Genomic DNA, 21,100 nt, shown 5'->3' with positions numbered 1-21,100 from the left:
CGTCTCGAAGGGTGGGAACGCGCACCTTGCCTGTGGCCCATCCTTCGAGACGCGCCGCTTCTCGGCGCTCCTCAGGATGAGGTGCTGGGTCAATGTAAAACGGAAGGCCTCTAGGCTCGGATTCTTCGACAGAGCAGACCCGACCTCAAGTCGCCTAAATCACGTGCTCGGGGTCTTCCTTCGGGTGGGCTTTCGCCGGCCGGCCTTCGGCCGCGTCGCGTTCCTGTTCCTTGCGGGCCTTGAGGAGCTTGCGCAGGATCATGTTTCGCTTGAGCGCCGAGATGTGGTCGATGAACAGCACGCCGTCGAGATGGTCGATCTCGTGCTGGACGCAGGTCGCGAGCAGGCCGTCGCAGGCGAGGTCCTGTTGTTTGCCGTCGCGGTCGAGGTAGCGGACCGTGACCTTGGCCGGACGGACCACGTCGGAATAATGGTCCGGCACCGAGAGGCAGCCTTCCTCGTAGGAGACGTCCTCGTCCGACGCCTCGACGATCTCCGGGTTGGCCATGAAGAGCGGGCCGCCGGTCTTGGTGTCTTCCCGGTCGATGTCGAGCACGACGACGCGCTTCAGGACGCCGACCTGCGGCGCGGCGAGACCAATGCCCGGCGCGTCGTACATCGTCTCCAGCATGTCATCCATGAGCTGGCGCACGCCGGCGTCGACCGTGTCGACGGGCAGGGACTTCTTCTTCAGGCGCAGATCGGGCGCGGTCAGGATGGGCAGGAGAGCCATCGGGCCTAAATATGCAGAGAAACGGGGCTTTTCAAGGTCGCGTTCGGATCAGGTCCGGCGAACCATGGTGCCGACGCCCGCTTCCGTGAAGACCTCGAGCAGAAGGCAGTGCGGCACCCGACCGTCCATGATGACGGCGGCTTCGACGCCGGAGTTCACGGCATCGATGCAGTTCTCGACCTTGGGGATCATGCCGCCGGAGATCGTGCCGTCGGCGATCAGGGCGCGCGCCTGCTCGATCGTCATGTCGGGGATCACCTTGCCGTCCTTGTCGAGGACGCCCGGGACGTCGGTCAGGAACAGCAGGCGCTTGGCCTTCATCGCGCCGGCGATGGCGCCGGCCGAGGTGTCGGCATTGATGTTGTAGGTCAGCTCGTCGTCGACACCGAACCCGATCGGGGCGACCACCGGGATCACGTCGGCGCGGCGCAGCTGCTCCAGAACCATCACGTTGATCTTGGCGGGCTCGCCCACCTGCTTCAGGTCGACCTTGAGCAGCTCGCCAGTCTTGGGATCGCGCGTTTCCGTCATCTTCTTGGCCAGGATCAGGTTGCCGTCCTTGCCGCAGATGCCGACGGCGATGCCGCCGCACTCGTTGATATCGGCCACGATCGCCTTGTTGATCGAGCCGGCCAGGACCATCTCGACGATCTCCATGGTCGCGGCGTCGGTGACGCGCAGCCCGTTCACGAACGTGCTCTTGATGCCCACCCGCTCCAGCATCTTGTTGATCTGGGGTCCGCCGCCATGGACCACGATCGGGTTCATGCCGACCTGCTTCATCAGCACGATGTCGCGGGCGACCAGATCGCCGAGCTTCGGGTCGGTCATGGCATGGCCGCCATATTTCACGACGAAGGTGGCGTCGTTGTGCCGGCGCATGTACGGCAGCGCCTTGGAGATGGTCTCCGCCATGCGGATGAGCCGCTTCTGCTCCTTGTCGGGTTGAACAGGCTCGGCCATTTCACAGCATCCCCAGTTGAACGAAAGCCCTCTCCGGGTCGGGAGAGGGCCGAGCAATTCGCGGAGGCGCATAATATATTAGGCGGCTCCCGGATAGAAGAACCGGCCCTGCCGCGTCAGGATGTCCGCATGGCAGCTTCCCACTCCCTCGACAGCGAAATCCTGACCGATCGCGGCTTCACCGTGACGCGCAACCTGATCGGCCCCGAGGAATGCCGTGCGCTCGCGGCGCTGTGGTCCGAACAGGCGCGGTTCCGCAAACACATCGTCATGCAGCGCCACGGCTACGGGCAGGGCGAGTACCAGTATTTCGCCTATGACCTGCCCCCGCCCGTCGAGCGGCTGCGCCAGGCGCTGTACCCTGAACTGGCAAAAGTGGCCAACCAGTGGAACGAACGGCTGGGACGGCCCCGGCGTTTCCCGGCCGACCTGAAGGACTGGCTACGCGAATGCCATGAGGCCGGCCAGACGCGGCCGACGCCGCTCCTGCTGCGCTACGGGCCGGGCGATTACAACTGCCTGCATCGCGACCTCTACGGCGAGATGGTCTTTCCGCTGCAGGTCGTGGTGCTGCTGAGCGCCCCAGGCCTCGACTTCACCGGCGGCGAATTCATGCTGGTCGAGCAGCGCGCCCGCATGCAGTCACGCGGTGAGGTCGTGCCGCTGGAGCAGGGGGACGCCGCGATCTTCGCCGTGAACGAGCGACCGGCGAAGGGCGTGCGCGGATGGCACCGGACCGCCCTGCGCCACGGCGTCTCGAGCCTGCGCGAGGGCGAGCGTTTCACGCTCGGGCTGATCTTCCACGACGCGGCTTAAATGTAGATCCCGTCGTCTCGACCGCAGCGCGGAGCGCGGAGTGGAGAGACCTTTTCTCCACCAAAAGCCGGCAAATCGTAGAGGCAAGGTCTCTCCGCTACGCCTCGCTACGCGAGGCTTCGGTCGAGACGACGGAGATTCTAAACCTGCGCGACGGCGACGATCTCGGCGCGCAGCTCGGGAATACCGAACCCGGTTTCGCTGCTCGTCGGCAGGACCTCGGGATGGGCGGCACCGTGCTTGCGGGCCACGGCCTCGGCGGCCTTCACGGCAGCGGCCACGTCTGAGGCGCGCAGATAATCGGTCTTGGTGAGGAGAAGCTGGTAGGAGACGGCGGCGCTGTCGAGGTTGCGCATCGTCTCGCGGTCGCTCTCCTTCACCCCGTGACGGCCGTCGATCAGCACGAAGATGCGCATCAGGGTCGGACGGCCACGCAGATAGGCCGAGGCGAGGTCCTGCCACGTCTCCTTCATCGATCGGGAGACCTTGGCGAAACCGTAACCCGGCAGGTCGACCAGCATCAGCCGGTCGGCCAGGTTGAAGAAATTGACCTGGCGCGTATGGCCGGGATTGGCCGAGACGCGCGCCAGGGTGCGCCGGCCGGTGAGCGCATTCACCAGGCTCGACTTGCCGACGTTGGAGCGGCCGGCGAAGGCGACTTCCGGGAGCGAGATGCCGGGCAGCGATTCGATCGACGCGGCCCCCGAGACGAAGTCGCAGGGGCCCGCAAACAGCTTGCGGGCCGCCTCGATCTCCTCCGGCGAACGGCCTTCCTCGGCCGCGGCGGGTGAGTTGGGGGGTGACTTGTCCGGCATCAGCTCTTCTTGCCGGAGCTCTTGCCGCCCTTCTTTTCATTGGAGGGAGCCGCCGGCGCCGGGGTCGCAGGCACCGCCTTGCCGCCGATCGGCGCGCCGTGACGGCGCATGATCATGTACTGCTGCGCGATCGAGAGCGTGTTGCTCCACGCCCAGTAGATCACCAGGCCGGCGGCGAAGGGCGCCAGCATGAAGGTGAACAGAATGGGCAGGAACTGGAACACGCGCGCCTGCACCGGATCGGTCGGCTGCGGATTCAGCTTCTGCTGCAGGTACATCGTGACGCCCATGATCATGGGCCAGATGCCGATGTTGAAGAAGTGCAGGAAGTGCGGGACGTCCCACGGAAACAGCCCGAAGCCGGTTAGAATCGTGAGCGGATCGGGCGCGGACAGATCCTTGATCCAGCCGTAGAACGGCTGATGGCGCATCTCGATGGTGGTGTAGAGCACCTTGTAGAGCGCGAAGAAGACCGGGATCTGCACCACGATCGGCAGGCAGCCCGCCGCGGGATTCACCTTCTCGCGACGATAGAGCTGCATCAGCTCCTGGTTCATCCGCTGGCGGTCCTCGCCGTAGCGCTGCTTGAGCTTCTCCATTTCGGGCTGGAGCCGCTTCATCTTGCTCATCGCCGCATAGGACTTGTTGGCCAGCGGGAAGAACACGGCCTTCACGACCACGGTCAGCACCAGGATCGACAGGCCGAAATTGCCGAGATGCACGTAGAGCCACTCGAGCAGCCAGAACAGCGGCTTGGTGAAGAACCAGAACCAGCCCCAGTCGATCGTGAGATCGAACTTCTGGATGCCGTACTTGCTTTCATAGTCGGAAATCACCCGCACGATCTTCGCGCCGGCGAACAGCTTGGCATCCGTCGTGGCATTGGCACCCGGAGCGACCGTGACTCCGCTCGCGACATAGTCGACCTGGTATTTCACATCGGCGCCGGCGCCGGTCTGCTTGATCGAGACGTCGACCTTGGACTTCTGGTCGGGCACCAGCACCGACATCCAGTACTTGTCGGTGATGCCGACCCAGCCGCCTGTGGTGGCGATCTTCTGCTGTTTGTTGCCCTTGAAGTCGGAGTAGCTGAACTCTTTCAGCGTATCGTTGAAGACGCCGTACGGACCCTCGTGGAGGATGTACATGCCCTCGAACTTGGGCTCGCCGTAGCGCACGATGAGGCTCCACGGGAACAGCGTCACCGGCTTGTCGGTCTTGTTGTCGACGCTCTGCTTCACGTCGAACATGAAGAACTCGTCGATCGAGACCGTGAGGCCGAACACCAACCCTTCGCCATTGTCCCAGGTGAGCCTGACCGGTTTGCCGGGCGCCACCGTCGGAGCCTCGGCCGTCCAGACCGTCTCCGGACCCGGCACCTTGATGGCGGGGTCCGAGGAGGACCAGCCGAACTCGGCGTAGTAGGGATGCTCGCTGCCGACCGGCGACAGGACCGGTACCGGCGGGCTCTTGGGATCGATGGTCTCGCGGTATTTGACGAGCTGCACGTCGTCGATGCGCGCGCCCTTGAGCGAGAGCGAGCCGGTGAGCTCGGCGGTATTGAAGGTGACGCGCGGCGTCAGCGCGACGGCCTCGCCACGGCTGACCACCGGCTGCTGAGTCGGCGCGGCGCCCGGACCGGGCTGCGTGCCGGGAGTCCCCGGCTGACCGGCCGGGGCGACGGGCGCGCCCGACTGCGTCGCCGCCTGCTGCTGGGCATTGTTGGCCGCCTGTTTGGACGGCGGGAACACCACCTGCCAGCCCACGATGATCAGCACCGAAAGGACGATGGCGACGATAAAATTCTTCTGATCCATTGGTCGGCGGTCTTTCGTGGCGCGTCAGGAGCGCCGGGCAGGGTGGCAGGAAAGCGGCGCGCGCGAGCGGGCGGCGGCCGGCGGAACGGGGTCATAGCCGCCTGCCCCCCAGGGGCCGCAGCGACACAGGCGATGGGCGGCGAGCCAGCTTCCCCGCAGCGCGCCATGCTTCGACAGCGCCTCGGCCGCGTAAGCCGAGCATGAGGGCTCGTAGCGGCAGGCACCGACGAAGAAGTAGGCGAGCGTGAGTTGATAGAAGCGAATCGCGCCGCGCAGGACCAAGGACATCATGCGGCCCGGAAACTGGCGACTTAAGCGCTCCGGCGCAAGCTGCCAATGCACGTCATGGCGTCGCTAGGGGCGGGGCAAGGGCCTTGAGACGCCGAAGGGCCTCCTGCAACTCGGCCTTCATCGCAAGAAAGTCGCGGCCGATGGCGCCTTGGCGGCCCACCAGCACATAGTCATGATCGGCCCGGGCCGAGCCGGGGATAATCTGGCGGGCGATCTCGCGCAGGCGCCGACGGACCCGGTTGCGCACCACCGCATTGCCGACCTTGCGGCTGACGGTGAAACCGACCCGGATCGCGGGACCGCCGAGCTCAGCGGGCACGGGTGCCGTTTGCAGCACGAAACCGGGCATGGCGCATCGCCGCCCGGCCTGGACGCGCAGGAAGTCGCTACGATTCGGCAGACGCCCGAGGCGCGCCGCAGCCAATAGGACTAGGCCGACAGACGCTTGCGGCCGGACCGGCGGCGGTTGGCGATGACCTTGCGGCCACCGACGGTCGCCATACGGGACCGGAATCCGTGCCGACGGGCGCGGACCAGCTTGCTCGGTTGATAGGTGCGTTTCATGACGCAACTCCTTAAAACACAACAAAGCTCCCCGCGCGGCGCACCGGGAGCGAATTCCGTGGGCGAGGGTAATAAGCGCGTGCCCCTTCGGAGTCAACGAGGGCTAGGATACGTCATGGCCCTCGTCCTTCATGGTTACCGCTACAGCGTCTATGTCCGGATCGTCCGCCTGGTCCTGGCGGAGAAGGGGCTGGCTTACGATCGGGTGGACGTGAACCCGTTCGCGGCTGACGTTCCGGCCGGCTATCTCGCGCTGCACCCGTTCGGCCGGGTGCCTTCTCTCGTCCATGACGACTTCGCCCTCTATGAGACGGGCGCCATCATCCGATACGTGGACCGCGCCTTTCCCGGTCCGGCCCTTCAGCCAGCCGACCCGAAGCAGCTCGCGCGCATGGACCAGATCATCGCCGTGGTCGACGCCTATGGCTATTGGCCGCTGGTGCGCCAGGTGTTCGTCCACGACGTGGTTCGACCGCACAGGGGCGGAGCCAGCGACCGGGAAGAGCTGCAAAAGGGCCTGGACGATGCGACGAGGGCTCTCGACGCGCTCGAGACGCTCGCCGCGCCGGACGCCTGGCTGGCGGGGCCGGGCCTGTCGCTCGCCGACCTCCATCTCGGGGCAATGGTCGCCTACTTCGTCCAATCCGCGCGCGGCGCCGACCTGCTCGCCGCACGCCCACGCCTGTCGGCCTGGTGGCAGCGATTCCGGGAACGACCGAGCGTCACGGCAACGGATCCGGGCCTGCCGGTCACTCAGGCGTGACAGCATGTGCTTTGAGGATCGGCGTCAGCGCGTCAATATCGCGGCGGGGCGAGACGAAGGGCCAGATGAACAAATCGACACTGCGCCGGCTGCTGCCAGTGGCGATCCTGCTGGCGGGACTGGCGGTTTTCCTGCTGTTCGGGCTCGAACACTATTTCTCATTCGGGATGCTGGCCCGTCACAAGGCCACGCTGACGGCATGGGTCGCCGCGCATGGTGTGCTCGCCGGCCTGACCTTCGTGCTCGCCTATGCACTCATGGTCGCCTTCTCCCTGCCGGTCGCCGTGGTCGCGACGCCGGTGGGCGGTTTCCTGTTCGGCACCTGGACGGGTGCCGGCCTGTCGGCAATCGCCGCGACCCTGGGATCGATCGCCGTGTTCCTCGCCGCACGTTATGCATTCCGCGGCCTCTTCCGGGCCCGTGCCGGCGCGATGCTGGCGCGTCTCGAGGATGGGTTTCGGCACAATGACTTCAGCTATCTCCTCTTCCTGAGGCTCGTGCCGATATTCCCGTTCTGGCTGGTCAACATCGTCCCGGCACTCCTCGGGATGCCGCTCAGGCGTTACGTCCTCGCCACCATGCTGGGCATCGTGCCGGCCTCGATCGTCTATGCGAGCGTCGGGGCGGGCCTCGGGGCGGTCCTGAAGCGCGGCGAGCAGCCCGATCTCGGCATCATCTTCGAATGGCACATCCTGTTACCGCTGCTGGGACTGGCCGCGCTGGCGCTGCTGCCGGTCCTGTTCTCCCGGCTCCGCCGGCAACCCTCTTCCTGAGATGAGCCTGCTCACCCCCGACGTCTGTATCGTCGGCGGCGGCTCGGCCGGGCTCGTGGTGGCGGCGGGCGCCGCGCAGCTCGGCCTCGACGTCGTGCTGATCGAGCGCGCGCTGATGGGCGGCGACTGCCTCAATTACGGCTGCGTCCCTTCGAAGGCATTGATCGCAGCGGCGAAGGCGGCGCAGGCGCAGCGCAACGGGGCGATCTTCGGCATCGCCCCGGTCGAACCCGCCGTCGATTTCGGCAAGGTGATGGATCACGTTGCCGGCGTGATCGCCGCCATCGCCCCCAACGATTCGGTCGAGCGGTTCGAAAAGCTCGGCGTGCGCGTCCTGCAGGAGGAGGCGCGTTTCACCGGCCGCACCGAATTGCAGGCCGGCAGCCATCGCATCCGCAGCAAGCGCATCGTCCTCGCGACCGGTTCCCGACCCTCTCTGCCGCCGCTGCCGGGTCTGGCCGACGCGCCGCACTTCACCAACGAGACGCTCTTCGCCAATCGCGTTCTGCCCTCGCATCTCGTGGTGCTGGGCGGCGGCCCGATCGGACTGGAGATGGCGCAGGCCTTCTGCCGGCTGGGCGCCCGGGTCACGGTGCTGGAAGCATCGACCTGCCTCGCCAAGGACGATCCCGAACTCGCCGCGATCGTCGTCGCACGCCTGCGCCGCGAAGGTGTGCAGCTGCATGAGAACATGAAGGTCGCGAGGATCGAACGCACCGCGGGCGGCATCGCGGCGGTGCTGGAGGACGGCCGCCGGATCGAAGGCTCCCATCTCCTCATCGCGACGGGTCGCGTCCCGACGGTCGACGGTCTCGACCTCGACAAGGCCGGCGTCGCCCACGACAGGCGCGGCATCACGGTCGGCGATTCCCTGCGCACGTCCAACCGCAACGTCTGGGCGATCGGCGACTGCAACGGCCGCTATGCCTTCACCCACATGGCAGGCCACGAGGCATCGCTGTTCATCCGCGGTGCGCTGTTCCGCGCGCCGGCAAGACTCGATCCCTCCATCGTGCCCTGGACGACCTATACCGATCCCGAACTGGCGCAGGTCGGCCTCAACGAGCGCGACGCGCGGGCCAGGCACGGCGACGGCATCAGGGTGCTGCGCTGGACGTTTGCCGAGAACGATCGCGCCCAGGCCGAACGAGAGACCGAGGGGCTGGTGAAGGTCGTCACCGACCGACGCGGCCGTGTACTGGGCGCGGGCATCGCGGGGCCGCAGGCCGGCGAGCTGATCCAGAGCTGGTGCCTGGCCCTCTCCGGGCGCCTCAAGATCTCGACCCTGGCGAGCTTCGTGCCGCCCTATCCGACACTCGGCGAAACCGCCAAGCGGGCGGCTGGAAGTTACTATACCGAAACCCTGTTCGGCCCCCGCATGCGGCTCCTCGTGCAGTTTCTCGCGCGATGGCCGGTCTGGTAGAAGCAAGCGATGAGCGCCGACGTCACCCTGCCGGCCGAGACCGCCCGCCCCGCGCGGCGGCAGACCGCGACCTTCGGCCTGTCGTGGCGCATCCTGGGCCTCGTCATCGTCGCCGTGATGACGGCCGAGGTGGCGATCTTCCTGCCCTCGATCGCCCGCTTCAGGCTGGTCTACCTCGAACAGCTGATCGAGAGCGGCACGCTGGCGGCACTGGCCCTCGACGCGACGCCCGACAATATGGTGACGGAACAGGTGAAGGGATCGCTGCTCGCCCATGCGCGTGTCGAGGCGGTCGTGCTGCTCGAGCCCAACAAGCCCAAGCGCGCCCTGATGAACATCGAGCCGCGGCCTGAGATGCAGGGCTTCAACCTCAAGGACCGCGGGGCGCTCGGCCTGATCCTGGATGCGCTGGAAGCGATGGCGCGCGACGGCTCGCATCTCATCCGAGTCGGCGGCGAGTCGGTTCGCCTGCCCGGCGCCATGGTCTGGATCGTGATCGACGAACGGCCGATGCGGGCGGCCATGTATGGCTACACGAGCCGGATCGTGATTCTCTCGATCATCATCGCCTTGTTCACCGCCTCGCTTCTGTATCTGGCGCTGCGCTGGCTGGTCGTCCGCCCGCTGCAGGACCTCTCGGCTGCGATGGTCGCCTTTCGCCGGGCGCCGGAAGAGGGCGGCCCCGGGCGCGCGCCGGTGCGGCGCAACGACGAGATCGGCGTGGTCGATCATGAGTTCCAGATCCTGCAGCGCGAGCTGCGCGCGTCGCTGCGTCAGAAATCGCGCCTCGCCGAGGTTGGCGCGGCGACCAACAAGATCAACCACGACCTGCGCAACATGCTCTCGACCGCGCGCCTGCTGTCGGACCGGCTGGCGCGCAGCGACGACGAGCGGACGCGCGCGCTCGCCCCGACCATCCTCAACACGATCGACCGCGCCGCGCGCCTCGCCAGCGACGCCATCGAATATGTCCGCGAGAAGCCGTCGCCCCGGCTGGCCGAGGTCGATCTCGCCGACCTCGTCGACGAGGTCGGCGTGGCGCTGCAGGAGCAGGGCGAGGAGAACGATCCCAACCTCCTGCGCAGCTGGGTGAACGAGATCGGCAGCAGAGGCATCGCGCGCTGCGACCGCGACCTGCTCTACCGGGTGTTCATCAATCTCGGACGCAACGCCTTCGAGGCCGGCGCAACGAGCGTCACCATCCGCGCGCGGCGCAGCAGCGGCTTCCTGCTGGTCGAAGTTGCCGACAACGGACCCGGCATCCCCGCCTCGGTGACCGGGCAACTCTTCCGCCCCTTCACGACCGGCGGGCGGCAGGGCGGCACCGGCCTCGGCCTCGCCATCGCCCGCGATCTGGTGCGCCTGCACGGCGGCGACATCGCCCTGATCGCCTCGAACGAGCAGGGTACGCTCTTCGGCTTCACTCTGCCGATGGCCTGAGGGCTTCCGTCAGCCTTCGCTCTTCAGCCGTGCAAGGAAGGCCCGGACGCGCTCGACATTGCCGCCGAGATCGGCCTCGCCGATGCGGCTCTTCGAGCGGATGTCGACCCGGCTGCCGGCCCCTTGCGGGCGGATCCGGACGACGATGTCGTCGCGAAAGCCGAACCAGGGGCTGGTCGCGATGGCTTCGAGGCGGCCGTCCGCCGGCACGCGCGCCACGATCTCCCAATTGAGGGCAGCCGCCACGCGCTCCGCACGCTTGAAGGCCTCCGCCGGCGGGACCGCGAGCGTGACCGGTTCGATGTCGGGAAAGGCGGCGCGCTGGAGCGCGGCGCTTTCCTTCGGATAGGTCGGGGGATTGGGCGCGCCGCGTCGCAATTGCGCCGTGGCCACGAGCGGCGGCGGGTTGGCCGTGTCGGTCGTGATGTCGTTGATGGCGGGCCGGTGCTGTGCCTGCAGAAACCAGTGCAGGGGGACCCAGGCGCCGGCGGCGCCGATCACGATGGCGAGGAAAGCGGCGACGCTGCCTCGGCGATGATCGCCGGGGCGGGCGGGAAGGATGGTGGCCAGTCCCAGCATCACGCCGGCCACCGTCAGATAGAATCCGTAGCGGAAGACCGCGATTGCAGCCTCTATGTCGAGGCCGAGAAAGCGGTGCAGCGGCCCGGAAACGGCTACGATCAGCGCACCCACGGTCGCTAGGATGAAGGCGATACGCGCCAGTCGATGACTGATGGGATTGGTCGGCCTAACGAACATCCAGGCTCCACTGCAATCGTATCGTAACCGTGAATCGACACCCGTGCATCTGCTCGACAATCCCCACCTCATTCTCTAAGCGGCCCCGATGACCACCGCCGACACTGTCCGCCGCCGGGCCATGGCGGCGGGCCTGATCTCGATCTGCCTGTGGAGTTCGCTCGCCCTTCTCTCGGTGTCGGCCGGACCGATCCCGCCGTTCCAGATGGTGGCGATGACGTTCGCGGTCGGCGCCGCCATCGGAATCGTCCGCGCCCGGGCCAATGGGGTCGGCTGGGCCGGCCTCGTGGGTTGGCCGGCACGCGTCTGGCTGCTCGGCATCGGCGGGCTGTTCGGCTACCACGCGCTCTACTTCGCGGCCCTCCAGCTCGCCCCGCCGGCCGAGGCCAACCTCATAAACTACCTGTGGCCGCTCCTCATCGTGCTGCTCTCGGCGCCGCTGGCCGGTGAGCGGCTGCACTGGCCGCATCTCGCCGGCGCGGCTCTGGGCTTCGCGGGCGTCGCCCTGCTGGCCTTCGGCCGCGGACTGAACTTCGCCGACAGCCATGCGCTGGGCTACCTGCTGGCGCTGGGCTGCGCCTTCGCCTGGTCGATCTATTCGGTCCTGTCGCGCCGCTTCGGGGAAACGCCGACCGATGCCATCGCCGCCTTCTGCGCCGCCTCGGCTTTGCTCTCGCTCGCCTGCCACCTCGCCTTCGAACGCACCGTCTGGCCCGCCACCGGCACGGCCTGGCTCGCGGTCCTGGCGCTGGGCCTCGGCCCGGCCGGATCGGCCTTCTATTTCTGGGATCACGCGGTGAAGCGCGGCGACATCCGCGCGCTGGGGGCGATCTCCTATGCGACGCCCATTCTCTCGACGGCGATCCTGGTGACCTTCGGCCTGGCCGAACCGACCGGCACGCTGATCGCGGCAGCCCTGCTGGTCACGGCCGGCGCCATTCTCGCCTCGCGCGAACTCTGGAAGCGTTAGGAACCGGGCCCCCAACCGGGCGGGGCAAGCTCGAAGCCCGCGAAGTCGAAGGCCGGGGCCACGGTGCAGCCGACCAGCGTCCAGTTGCCGAGCGAGCGGGCGGCCTGCCAGACGCCGCGCGGCACGACGATCTGCGGTGTCTCGCCCAGACCGAAGTCGCGGCCGAGGCGCAGGTGCCGGGCCGTGCGACCCTCGTCGCTCATCGAAAGCTCGAGCGGCGCGCCGTCATAGTGATGCCAGACCTCGTCGGCATCGACCCTGTGCCAGTGCGAACGCTCGCCGGCCTTCAGCAGGAAGAAAATCGCGGTGCTGGCGCCACGACCGTCCTTTCCGGCCGGCGCGCGGAACGTCTCCCGGTAGTGCCCACCCTCGGGATGCGGCTGCAGGCCGAGGCGGGCGATGATCTGGTCGGCGGTCATGATCTCAGGCCGGCGGCGGAACCGTGGCCTTCATCGACGGCGTCTTGGCGAAGGCGGCGAACCACTTTGCGAGCTTCGGCCGCTTCGCGCGCCAGTCGTGATGCCCGAAGCGGAAGTCGAGATAGCCCAGCGCACAGCCGATCGAGACGGTGCCGATGGTGGGCTTGCCCTTGAGCGCCTTGGATTCGGCCTCCAGCTGGTCGAGCACGCCGTCGATCTTCTTCATCTGGCCCTTCGACCAGTCGGGCCAGCGCTTCTCCTCCGGCCGCAGGAAGCCTTCGTAGCGGGCGAGCAGCGCGGCATCGAGCAGGCCGTCGGCCATCGCCTGCTGGCGCAGCGCCATCCAGCGTTCGCGGCCCTTGCGCGGGAACAGCTTGCGGCCCTTGTGCTGGCTGTCGAGATACTCGCAGATCACGGGCGAATCGAAGAGGTCCATGGTCTTGATCGACAGCGCCGGGATCTTGCCGATCGGATTGTGCTTGTCGACGTCGGCATTGGGCGCGACCGGCGTCAGGGCCACGTTCACCATGTCCATCTTCTTGTCGAGGCCGGCCTCGATCGCCAGCACCCTGACCTTGCGGGCATAGGGCGACGCCGGCGAGTAGTAGAGCTTCATCTTGGCCATGGTCCGTCTCTCCTGTCGGCTCCGGTCGCGTCAGGCGCCGGCCATCTGCGGGATGTCGGTATCGTTCAGGCGCACCTTGCGGGCCGTATCGACGAGCTGCTGCCAGGTGGTCGTGTCGATCGGCACGCCGTTCTTCTCGCGATCGAGCTTGCGCGCCCGCTCGGGCTCGCCCGGCACCAGCACCTCGGCGACGCCGGGCTGCGGCTTCGCCGACTTCACCCAGCCAATGAAATTGTCGACCTCGTCCTCGAAGAAGGCGGTACCGCCCATCGAGTCGGGATCGATGATGATCGACAGCATGTTGTTGATGATGTCGGTGCCATCCTTCTTGATCGTCCGCGGACTGTGCGTACGGCCACCCGTCAGCGCGCCGGCGAGCAGGTCGCAGATCACCGCCAGGCCGCCGCCCTTGTGCAGGCCGAACGGCAGGATGGCGCCGTAGGGAGCGTTGTACATCACGCCCGGTTCGGTCGTGGCCTTGCCGGCGGCGTCGATCAGGAGGCCTTCCTCCATCTGGATCTTCTTGTTGTTGGCGACCCTCACCTTGCCCATCGCCACCTGGCTGGTCGCGAAGTCGAGCACGATCGGCTCCTGTCCCTTGCGCGGGATGGCCGTGCAGTAGGGATTGGTCGTGAAGCGCGCCTCGGCGCCGCCGAACGGCGCGACCAGCGACTTGTGCCCATGCACGTTCACCCAGTGTGTGCTCACCATCCCGGCGCGCGCGCACTGCTCGCCCCAGTGGCCGATCCGGCCGATGTGATGGGAGTTCTTCAGGCCGACGACACAGACGCCGTGCTTCTTCGCCCGCTCGATGCCGATGTCCATCGCCTCCTTGGCGATGACCTGACCGTAACCGGCGCCGCCTTCGACCACGATCACCGCGCCGTTGTCGCGGTCGATCGCGGCGTGATGGTTGCGTTTGCAGGCACCGTTCAGCGTGTTCTGGATATAGGACGGCATCATGCCGACGCCGTGACTGTCATGCCCGAACAGGTTGGCGAGCACGAGATGGTCGGCGACCAGCTTCGCCTCTTCGGCGGAGCTGCCGTCGGCCCGGCAGATCGCCATGGTGAAAGCGTGCAGCCGGCCGGGCTCGATGCGGATTTCGCCTACGGATCCTTGCCCTTCGGCCATTTCTCGTCTCCCCTTCATATTGCGGCCGGCAAGGTTCCGCGTCGCCACGACGCTGTCAACGCCGAAGCGGCGCCCTGATTTCGCCCTTCTGCGCAGCCAGACAGTCTGCGTCGTGGCTTGCTCCGGGCCACCCGTGGTAGTGACCATGCAAAGCCTTTCGTCGTTTCTAGGATTTGCGCACCGAATGCGGTCTCTCGCTCGCCTCGCATGGTTCGCGCTGCTCTTCGCAAGCGTCGCGGCTTCCGCCCAGACCGTCCCGCAGCCGCAGCGGCCCTTTAGTCAGCTCGCCGAACTCTGGGGTCGCCAGCTCGACCGCATCGCCACCCGCACCGAGCAGGCGGATCTGTTGCCGGTCGAGATCGACGGTTTGCGCGAGCAGGCGACCGACGTTCGCACCGCCGCGATGGCCGCCGCCGCCTTCGCCCGCAACGACCTTGCCGACACGCGGAAACTCCTGGCGCCCCTCGACCTGAAGCCCGGCACCGACGCACCGCCGGAGACCGATGCCGTGAAGGCCGATCGCGAGCGGCTGACCGAACAGGCCACGATCGCCGAGAGCCGGGTCAAACAAAGCGAGGTGGTGATCGCCCGCGCCGACCAGTTGCTGGAGCGGCTGACCAAGCTGCGCGGCGAACTGGTGCTGCAGACCCTGCTCCGCCGCGACCCGTCTCCGCTCTCGCCCGGCGTGTGGCACAAGATCGGCCCGCAGGTCGTGGCATCGGTGAAGACATTGACCGGCGCTATGGCGAACTGGAGCGATGAGGGTTTCCTCACCCTGAGCGCCGGCAGCCCGGAGCTGGTGCCGCTCGGCCTGTGGGCCGCGCTCACGATCATCCTGTGGTGGGTCGGGCGCGCCCTGCGCCGCCGCTTCGGCCGGGGCGGAACGCACATCGACGCCCGGCACGACCAGGCCATCATCAGCGCCATCGACGGCCTCGGGCTCGTCCTGGTACCAATCCTGGCGGTCTGGCTGATCGGCAAGCTCCTGCTCGCGAGCAATCCGCCCGCGCCGATCGATGCGCTGATCCCCGACGCCGTGGGTCGCCTCATTCTGCTGCTGCTGGTGTTCGGCATGACCTCCGCAGCCCTCTCGCCGGAACGCCCCGAATGGCGCGCCCTGCCGTTCAGCGACGACAGCGCCCATTATCTGTCCCGGGCGCTCCGGCGACTCTACTCGATCAGCCTGCCGCTCGAATTCGTCTACCTCGCGCTCAGCCGCGGCGAGGGTCGCGATGCGGTCGCCTCGGTCGGCGCCGTCGTGCTGACGGCCGTCGTGGCCATGCTCAGCCTGCCGACCCTGTCGAACCGCGCCTGGCACGCCGACCGCCCCGAAGGCTCCGAACTGCCGCCGATGATCGGCGGAACCTGGTGGGCGGTCACACGCCTGCTGCTGGTCGTCGCCGTCCTGTCGTCGATCGTCTGTTCACTGATCGGCTACGCGACCCTGGGTGCCCATCTGCATACGGCGATCTCCACGACCTGCCTGCTGATCGCGATCGCCTTCCTTCTGCACAAGCTGGTGGCCGATCTCCTCGACGCGGCAGCCGCCCCAGGCACGCCCTCCGGCACCTTCGTCCGCAGCGCCTTCGGCCTCGCACCGGACAGCACGCTGCGCGGCCAGTATCTGGTGCTGCTGCTGTTCGACGCCGCCCTGGTCCTGCTGCTGGGGATCGCCATCCCGGCGGCCTGGAACGTCGACACCGATGCGATGCTCGACGGGCTGGGCCACCTCGTGCGGGGCGTCAAGGTCGGCGGCGTCACCATCTCGCTCGGCAATGTCGGCATGGCGATCGTCGCCTTCTTCGTGTGCATGCTGCTGGCGCGCCTGATCCGCAGCGTCGTGCGCGACCGCGTGCTGCCGACCGTCGAGGCGCCGATGCCGCTGCGCCAGTCGATCGATGCCGGCCTCAACTATGCCGGCGTGATGATCGCCATCCTGGTGGGCATCGCCGCGCTGGGCGTCGACTTCACCAATCTGGCCATCGTCCTGGGCGCGTTGTCGGTCGGCATCGGCCTCGGACTCCAGAACATCGCCAACAACGTGATTTCCGGCGTCATCCTGCTGGTCGAACGGCCGATCAAGGCGGGCGACTGGGTGACGGTGAGCGGCCACGAGGGCTTCGTGCGGCGCATCAACATCCGGGCCACCGAGATCGAGACGTTCCAGCGCACGCACGTCATCGTGCCCAACAGCATGTTCCTGCAGAATCCGGTCGTTAACCGCACCTATTCCGACACGTCGAGCCGCATCGAGATCAAGCTCACCGTGCCGGTCGGCTCGGACGTCGACGCCATGGAGACGATCCTGCGCGAGGCCGCTCTGGCGCACGCGCGCGTGCTGCGTATTCCTGCGCCGATCGTGCGTTTCGCCAAGGTCGGTTCCGATGGCCTCGAGTTCGAACTGTTCGTGTTCGTCGCCCGTCTCGAGGACAGGCTGATCGTGACCAACGACCTCAACCGCGCCATCCTGGCCAGGCTGATCGGACAGAAGATCATCAATCCCGCGGCGGTTCCCGAGATCAGGCTGCGTGGGCTCGACAAGGTGAACTTCTCCCTGCACGCAGATCCTTCCTCCGAGACGAAGGAAGGCGCCACCGACAGGCCGGGCGATGGCCCCCCGGCGGCGTAGGGACGAGGCGCCGCCCCGGCGCTGGCCGCTCTACGCGCTGTTCGGGGCGGCGGTGTTCGCGGGCGTGGCGATGTGGGCCTACGCGCCATCGCTGCCGCCCGAAACCTTGATCGCGCGCTATGCCAACGATCGGTCGCGTTTTGTCGATGTCGGCGGCGTGAACGCCCATGTGCGCGAACAGGGCAATCCCGAGGGCGTGCCCATCTTGCTCATCCACGGTTCGAACGGCTCGCTGCATATGTGGGAAGGCTGGGCGCGCGAACTGGGCAAGGAGGCGCGGGTCATTTCCGTCGACCTGCCGGGGCACGGCCTGACCGGCACCTGGCCGCGCGACGAATATACCGTCGAGGCCTATGCCGACTTCATCGAAGTGCTGATCGACACGCTGCACCTCGACAAGGTCGTCGTCGCCGGCCATTCGCTGGGCGCCGCCGTCGCCTGGACCTTTGCGGCCACGCGACCCGATCGCGTCATACAGCTCGTGCTGGTCGATGCCGCGGGCTATCCGCGCCAGGATGGCGAGGCCCCGCTGCCGACCCGCCTGGCCCGCACGCCCTTGCTCGGCGACGTCGGAATCTATTTCAAGCCGGAGGGCGTGGTCCGCCGGTCGCTCGCCGACGCCTATGCCGATCCCACGATGGTGACGGCCGAGAGGGTCAAGCGCTACGCCGAGCTACAGCGCTTCCCCGGCAATCGCGAAGCGACCCTGCAGCGCGCCCGCACCCAGGAACCGCTCGATCCGACGATCCTGAAGCGCCTCGACGTGCCGACCCTGATCATCTGGGGCGCCAAGGACCGATGGGTGCCGGTGGTCGATGCCTTTCGCTTCCAGGAGGACATCAAGGGCGCCAAGCTCGAGATCTTCGAGAATCTCGGCCACAACCCGATGGAAGAGGCGCCGCGCGCGACCGCCGCCGTCGTCGCGGCCTTCCTGGCCAACGCCCCGCTGCCGCCGCAGTCGTCCGCGCCCGTCGAGTCCGAGCCTGACCCGGCCGTCGAGGAGACCGTCCAGCCTGCCGTCGTGCCGGAGAAGGATTAGCAAAGACTTCTTCGTCTCGACCGGAGCCTCGCGCAGCGAGGTGTTTCGAAGGGTGGGAACGCGCACCTTGCCTGTTGCCCATCCTTCGAGACGCGCCGCTTCGCGGCGCTCCTCAGGATGAGGCAAGTGCTTGAATCGATTCAGTTCATTTCCGGTCAGCCTCTCAGGACGACAGTTTGTCCTAAGCGCTCTTCAGCAGCGCCATCACCTCGGTGAAGGCGCGGTCGGCGATTTCTTCGACTTCGGCCTTCGTCCGATTCTGGATCGGATGCGGCACGTAGACGACCGCCGGCTCGAAGCCCAGCGCATCGCTTTGCGCGGTGACGCCGTCCACGAACTCGGTGGTCACGATGTTGACGCCGGGGAGGCCGCGGCCGTCGAGGCTATGAAGGTCGTGCAGACTGCACGATGTACAGGAGCCTCAATCGCTTAAGGCGATCACCGCGAGCTGCGCCTCGGCCGCGATCGTCTGCAGCACCGACGTCGGCGCGACCTTGGTGTTGGTGGGCTTGCGGTAACGCTTGGTCGCCACGCCGGCCGACCTGAAATGGCCCTCGAGCCGGTCGAGGAACACCGCGCCACCCGACTTGCCGATATCCATCAGCGCCACGACCTTGCCGTCGAGCGAGGACGGCGGCGCGAGGCGGGCGCGGCGCGTCGGCGAGGTCTCGGACGTCGGATCGCGCAGCTTGCTCGAATAGTTCATGGAACGATGTCCTTCAGCGAATTTCGTGGGTGACGGCCTGGCATTCCTCGCGCACGCGCTGTCCGGGCCAGCCGCCGATGATGGCGGAGAATAGACCGGCGGGGCCGCCGGCGCGAACGATCAGCAGACCGTCAGGCGGAAACTTGTCGACGATCTTGTCGGCCATCGAGGCAGGCAGCCCTTCCGCCACGCCCTGCGCGCCGTGGATCAGGTCGCGGCCGGGGCGCTTCAGGGCCTGATAGAGTTCGTCCTCGATGCGACGGCGGTTCCAGCCGCCCTCCTTGAAGATCCTGTAGTGCTCGGGCGAGAGCACCAGCACGGCGTTGCCAGAGTCGCAGAGTTTGGGATGGCCGACTCCGAACAGGCCCATCGCCAGCGAGCGCGCGAGCTCTTCCGGCGTGCGGGACTTCTGGTCGATGAAGCCGTGCACGCCTTCGGCATGGAACAGTGTAACGGCGCTCTTGCCGGCCGCGATGCCGCGGCGTTGCGCCAGCGGCTCCCACTCGGGATCGGATTCGTCCTCGGCGAAGCAGAACGTGTACTTGCCGGGATTGCCCAACGTGGCGCGGTCCATGCCGCCGGGCAGGCCGCCGCCCACGTTGCGCACGATGAGCTGCAGCGCGCGCCCGATCGTGGCGTTGGCGCGATTGCCCTGGCCCAGCGCATTGATGCCGGAGTTCATGCCGACCGCCTTGGCGGCCGGGCCGTTGATGATCACCAGCGGCCCCGCAAAATGCGTGGTGCAGAGCAGTCCGTGCAGCACGAACAGGGGATCGAGGGCGGCCTCGAGCACACCCAGCACGACGGGAAGATATTCCGGCTTGCAGCCCGCCATCACGGCGTTGATCGCCACCTTCTCGACGCTACACGGCGCGAGGTTGGGCGGAATCAGGCCGACGATCTCGTCGGGCTTGCGGTCGGTGCCGCCCAGCATGCGCAGGATGCGCTCGTCGGTCGGCGGGACGACGGGCAGGCCGTCGCTCCAGCCACGCTCGAAGCAGGCCTCGATGGGATCGTCCCATTCGCCCACCGGAATCTCTCGCGACGCGAGGCCGGGATCGCCGTAGCGCGCGATCAGCGCTTCCTGCACGCCGGGCTCGACGCTGCGCGAACCGCAGCCGGGCTGCCACGCCGGCAGGCCTTCGCCCGCGGCCGCTTCGCCGGCGAGCCGGGTCCATTCGGCACGATCCCAGCCCACGGTGCGCCCGACCTCACGACCGCCTTCGTAGCGGATCAGGGTCGGCACGGCTTCGACCTTGAGATGAAACGACCGTTCGAGCTGCTGGTCGTCGAGCACGCGGCCGACGCCACGCGGAAATTCCGGATCGTCCTGGGTGATGACCGTGAGCGGGCCGGCTTTGTCGAGGCGCTGCATCACCGGCTCGACGAGGACGCAGGTATGGCACTCGTGCTTGGCGACGATCACCAGCCCGTCTGCGGGCAGTACCTCAATCATTCAGCAGAGCCTCCACCTGGGCATCGATGAACGCGGCATCCTCGGGATTGTCGCGCGGGTTGCCGGCGCGATGACCCCATACGGACGGGATCTCCACCAGCTTCCCGTATTTCAGATACGGCAACTCTTCCCTGTTGTCGTCGGTCTGGAAATAAAGATCCGTGGCCGACGGCATCAGCAGCACCTTGGCCTTGATGCCGGCCAGCGCCATCTGCAGATCGCCGCGATAGAGATCGTTGGCCGAAATATCACCGTGCTGCCAGGTCCAGAGCTGGGCCAGCAGGTCGTGCATGTCGCGGCGCAGGAAGTTGGCCTCCCAGGAGCGCACGAGGAAATCCTCGAGGCTCTCGAAGCCCAGGCCGCGCCACATCTCGCGGCGATAGAAGGTCTGGCTGAGCGCCCAGCCGGCATAGATGCGGCCCATGGCCCGCAGCCCCTGCTGCGGCGTCGCGGCGGCCTGCAGGGTGGTGCGGATGCCTTCGAGGAAGACGAAATTATGCGGCGCGGTCTTGGCCGAACCGCAATTGACCACGATGCGCTCGACCGCCTCGCCGAACAGCGCGCCCCAGTGATAGGCCTGCTGGGCGCCCATCGACCAGCCATAGACCAGCTTCAGCCGATCGATGGCGAACAGTTCCACCAGCATCTGCCGCTGCAGCATGACGTTGTCGTAGGTCGTGACCTCGGGAAAATCCGGCGTGTTGGACGGCGACGACGACAGGCCGTTGGTCAGCATGTTGGGAATGACGATGAAGTAGCGGCTCGGATCGAGGCAGCGCCGGACGTCGACCAGCCATTCGATATCGGTGTGATGGGCACCGTAGCTGGTGGGATAGAGGATCACGTTGTCGCGCTTGGGCGACAGCGTGCCGTAGGTCTTCCACACGATGCGGGCCTGCTTCAGGGTGCCGCCGCGCTGCAGCCGGACATTGTCGGCCGACCAGATTCCTTCGTTCGTCCGCATG

Annotated in this window: 22 protein-coding genes; 8 read left to right on the top strand and 14 right to left on the bottom strand. The window is 67.2% G+C overall.

Features of this window, described 5'->3' with window-relative positions:
* Positions 1-154: 154 nt before the first annotated feature.
* On the bottom strand, positions 155-733 hold the full coding sequence (def, locus tag ACT6UX_RS28455; RefSeq protein ID WP_444778531.1) for a peptide deformylase: 579 nt from the start codon (positions 731-733) through the stop codon (positions 155-157).
* Positions 734-781: 48 nt separating this feature from the next.
* Entirely contained in the window at positions 782-1,696 is a 915-nt protein-coding gene (argB, locus tag ACT6UX_RS28450) for an acetylglutamate kinase (protein ID WP_444778530.1), read from the bottom strand.
* 129 nt (positions 1,697-1,825) lie between these two features.
* Between argB and ACT6UX_RS28445 the strand changes: the two genes are divergently transcribed.
* Positions 1,826-2,512: a 2OG-Fe(II) oxygenase gene (locus ACT6UX_RS28445; protein ID WP_444778529.1), complete on the top strand. Its 687-nt coding sequence runs from the start codon at positions 1,826-1,828 to the stop codon at positions 2,510-2,512.
* A 140-nt stretch (positions 2,513-2,652) separates the two neighbouring features.
* On the opposite strand, the gene yihA is transcribed toward ACT6UX_RS28445, so the two are convergent.
* From yihA to rpmH, 5 genes are read right to left on the bottom strand one after another with little or no spacing between them, the layout of a single operon-like run.
* Positions 2,653-3,327, bottom strand: coding sequence for a ribosome biogenesis GTP-binding protein YihA/YsxC (gene yihA / locus ACT6UX_RS28440; RefSeq protein WP_444778528.1), 675 nt, complete (start codon positions 3,325-3,327; stop codon positions 2,653-2,655).
* The gene (yidC, locus tag ACT6UX_RS28435) at positions 3,327-5,144 is read right to left on the bottom strand and encodes a membrane protein insertase YidC (protein WP_444778527.1); all 1,818 of its coding nucleotides are present in this window, start codon (positions 5,142-5,144) and stop codon (positions 3,327-3,329) included. Before yidC ends, yihA begins: the two co-directional genes overlap by 1 nt.
* A 24-nt stretch (positions 5,145-5,168) precedes the next feature.
* Positions 5,169-5,435 carry a membrane protein insertion efficiency factor YidD gene (gene yidD / locus ACT6UX_RS28430; protein WP_444778526.1) on the bottom strand — a complete coding sequence of 89 codons (267 nt, stop codon included), beginning with the start codon at positions 5,433-5,435 and terminating at the stop codon, positions 5,169-5,171.
* Between the two features lie 52 nt (positions 5,436-5,487).
* Positions 5,488-5,859 (bottom strand): ribonuclease P protein component, encoded by a 372-nt coding sequence (gene rnpA, locus ACT6UX_RS28425; protein ID WP_444778525.1) that lies wholly within the window; start codon positions 5,857-5,859, stop codon positions 5,488-5,490.
* 5 nt (positions 5,860-5,864) lie between these two features.
* Positions 5,865-5,999, bottom strand: coding sequence for a 50S ribosomal protein L34 (gene rpmH / locus ACT6UX_RS28420; protein ID WP_068199953.1), 135 nt, complete (start codon positions 5,997-5,999; stop codon positions 5,865-5,867).
* Between the two features lie 115 nt (positions 6,000-6,114).
* Between rpmH and ACT6UX_RS28415 the strand changes: the two genes are divergently transcribed.
* The 4 genes from ACT6UX_RS28415 (at position 6,115) to ACT6UX_RS28400 (ending at position 10,398) form a co-directional block, all read left to right on the top strand.
* Complete coding sequence (locus ACT6UX_RS28415; RefSeq protein ID WP_444778524.1) at positions 6,115-6,762, top strand: glutathione S-transferase family protein; 648 nt, start codon at positions 6,115-6,117, stop codon at positions 6,760-6,762.
* Positions 6,763-6,827: 65 nt separating this feature from the next.
* A complete protein-coding gene (locus tag ACT6UX_RS28410) occupies positions 6,828-7,535 on the top strand; it encodes a TVP38/TMEM64 family protein (RefSeq protein ID WP_444778523.1) in 708 nt (235 codons plus the stop codon).
* A gap of 1 nt (position 7,536) precedes the next feature.
* Positions 7,537-8,958, top strand: a complete 1,422-nt coding sequence (locus ACT6UX_RS28405) for a dihydrolipoyl dehydrogenase family protein (RefSeq protein WP_444778522.1) — start codon at positions 7,537-7,539, stop codon at positions 8,956-8,958.
* 9 nt (positions 8,959-8,967) lie between these two features.
* Positions 8,968-10,398: a sensor histidine kinase gene (locus tag ACT6UX_RS28400; protein ID WP_444778521.1), complete on the top strand. Its 1,431-nt coding sequence runs from the start codon at positions 8,968-8,970 to the stop codon at positions 10,396-10,398.
* Between the two features lie 9 nt (positions 10,399-10,407).
* On the opposite strand, the gene ACT6UX_RS28395 is transcribed toward ACT6UX_RS28400, so the two are convergent.
* The gene (locus tag ACT6UX_RS28395; protein ID WP_444778520.1) at positions 10,408-11,157 is read right to left on the bottom strand and encodes a DUF1499 domain-containing protein; all 750 of its coding nucleotides are present in this window, start codon (positions 11,155-11,157) and stop codon (positions 10,408-10,410) included.
* Positions 11,158-11,245: 88 nt separating this feature from the next.
* Here ACT6UX_RS28395 and yddG point away from each other — a divergent pair, with 88 nt between their 5' ends.
* Complete coding sequence (gene yddG / locus ACT6UX_RS28390; RefSeq protein ID WP_444778519.1) at positions 11,246-12,127, top strand: aromatic amino acid exporter YddG; 882 nt, start codon at positions 11,246-11,248, stop codon at positions 12,125-12,127.
* Here the strand turns inward: yddG and ACT6UX_RS28385 are convergent.
* From ACT6UX_RS28385 to ACT6UX_RS28375, 3 genes are read right to left on the bottom strand one after another with little or no spacing between them, the layout of a single operon-like run.
* Positions 12,124-12,546 (bottom strand): cupin domain-containing protein, encoded by a 423-nt coding sequence (locus ACT6UX_RS28385; RefSeq protein ID WP_444778518.1) that lies wholly within the window; start codon positions 12,544-12,546, stop codon positions 12,124-12,126. The two genes, yddG and ACT6UX_RS28385, sit on opposite strands and share 4 nt — an antisense overlap.
* A 4-nt stretch (positions 12,547-12,550) precedes the next feature.
* Positions 12,551-13,171: a glutathione S-transferase gene (locus ACT6UX_RS28380; RefSeq protein ID WP_444778517.1), complete on the bottom strand. Its 621-nt coding sequence runs from the start codon at positions 13,169-13,171 to the stop codon at positions 12,551-12,553.
* Positions 13,172-13,201: 30 nt separating this feature from the next.
* Positions 13,202-14,305, bottom strand: coding sequence for a malate/lactate/ureidoglycolate dehydrogenase (locus ACT6UX_RS28375; protein ID WP_444778516.1), 1,104 nt, complete (start codon positions 14,303-14,305; stop codon positions 13,202-13,204).
* A 184-nt stretch (positions 14,306-14,489) separates the two neighbouring features.
* Here ACT6UX_RS28375 and ACT6UX_RS28370 point away from each other — a divergent pair, with 184 nt between their 5' ends.
* Together ACT6UX_RS28370 and ACT6UX_RS28365 are read left to right on the top strand one after the other, a co-directional pair.
* A complete protein-coding gene (locus ACT6UX_RS28370) occupies positions 14,490-16,934 on the top strand; it encodes a DUF3772 domain-containing protein (protein ID WP_444778515.1) in 2,445 nt (814 codons plus the stop codon).
* Positions 16,915-17,973 (top strand): alpha/beta fold hydrolase, encoded by a 1,059-nt coding sequence (locus ACT6UX_RS28365; protein WP_444778514.1) that lies wholly within the window; start codon positions 16,915-16,917, stop codon positions 17,971-17,973. Before ACT6UX_RS28370 ends, ACT6UX_RS28365 begins: the two co-directional genes overlap by 20 nt.
* Positions 17,974-18,154: 181 nt before the next feature.
* Here the strand turns inward: ACT6UX_RS28365 and ACT6UX_RS28360 are convergent, their stop codons facing one another.
* From ACT6UX_RS28360 to ACT6UX_RS28350, 3 genes are read right to left on the bottom strand one after another with little or no spacing between them, the layout of a single operon-like run.
* Entirely contained in the window at positions 18,155-18,679 is a 525-nt protein-coding gene (locus ACT6UX_RS28360; protein WP_444778513.1) for a UGSC family (seleno)protein, read from the bottom strand.
* 13 nt (positions 18,680-18,692) lie between these two features.
* Positions 18,693-20,135 (bottom strand): thioredoxin family protein, encoded by a 1,443-nt coding sequence (locus ACT6UX_RS28355; protein WP_444778512.1) that lies wholly within the window; start codon positions 20,133-20,135, stop codon positions 18,693-18,695.
* The gene (locus tag ACT6UX_RS28350; protein WP_444778511.1) at positions 20,128-21,099 is read right to left on the bottom strand and encodes an alpha/beta fold hydrolase; all 972 of its coding nucleotides are present in this window, start codon (positions 21,097-21,099) and stop codon (positions 20,128-20,130) included. Before ACT6UX_RS28350 ends, ACT6UX_RS28355 begins: the two co-directional genes overlap by 8 nt.
* Position 21,100: the final 1 nt, after the last annotated feature.

Origin of the sequence: Reyranella sp., assembly GCF_052439685.1 — a bacterium.
Taxonomy (GTDB): domain Bacteria; phylum Pseudomonadota; class Alphaproteobacteria; order Reyranellales; family Reyranellaceae; genus Reyranella.
Note: the sequence above shows the minus strand (reverse complement) of the source record. Positions and strands in the feature narration are given on the sequence as shown.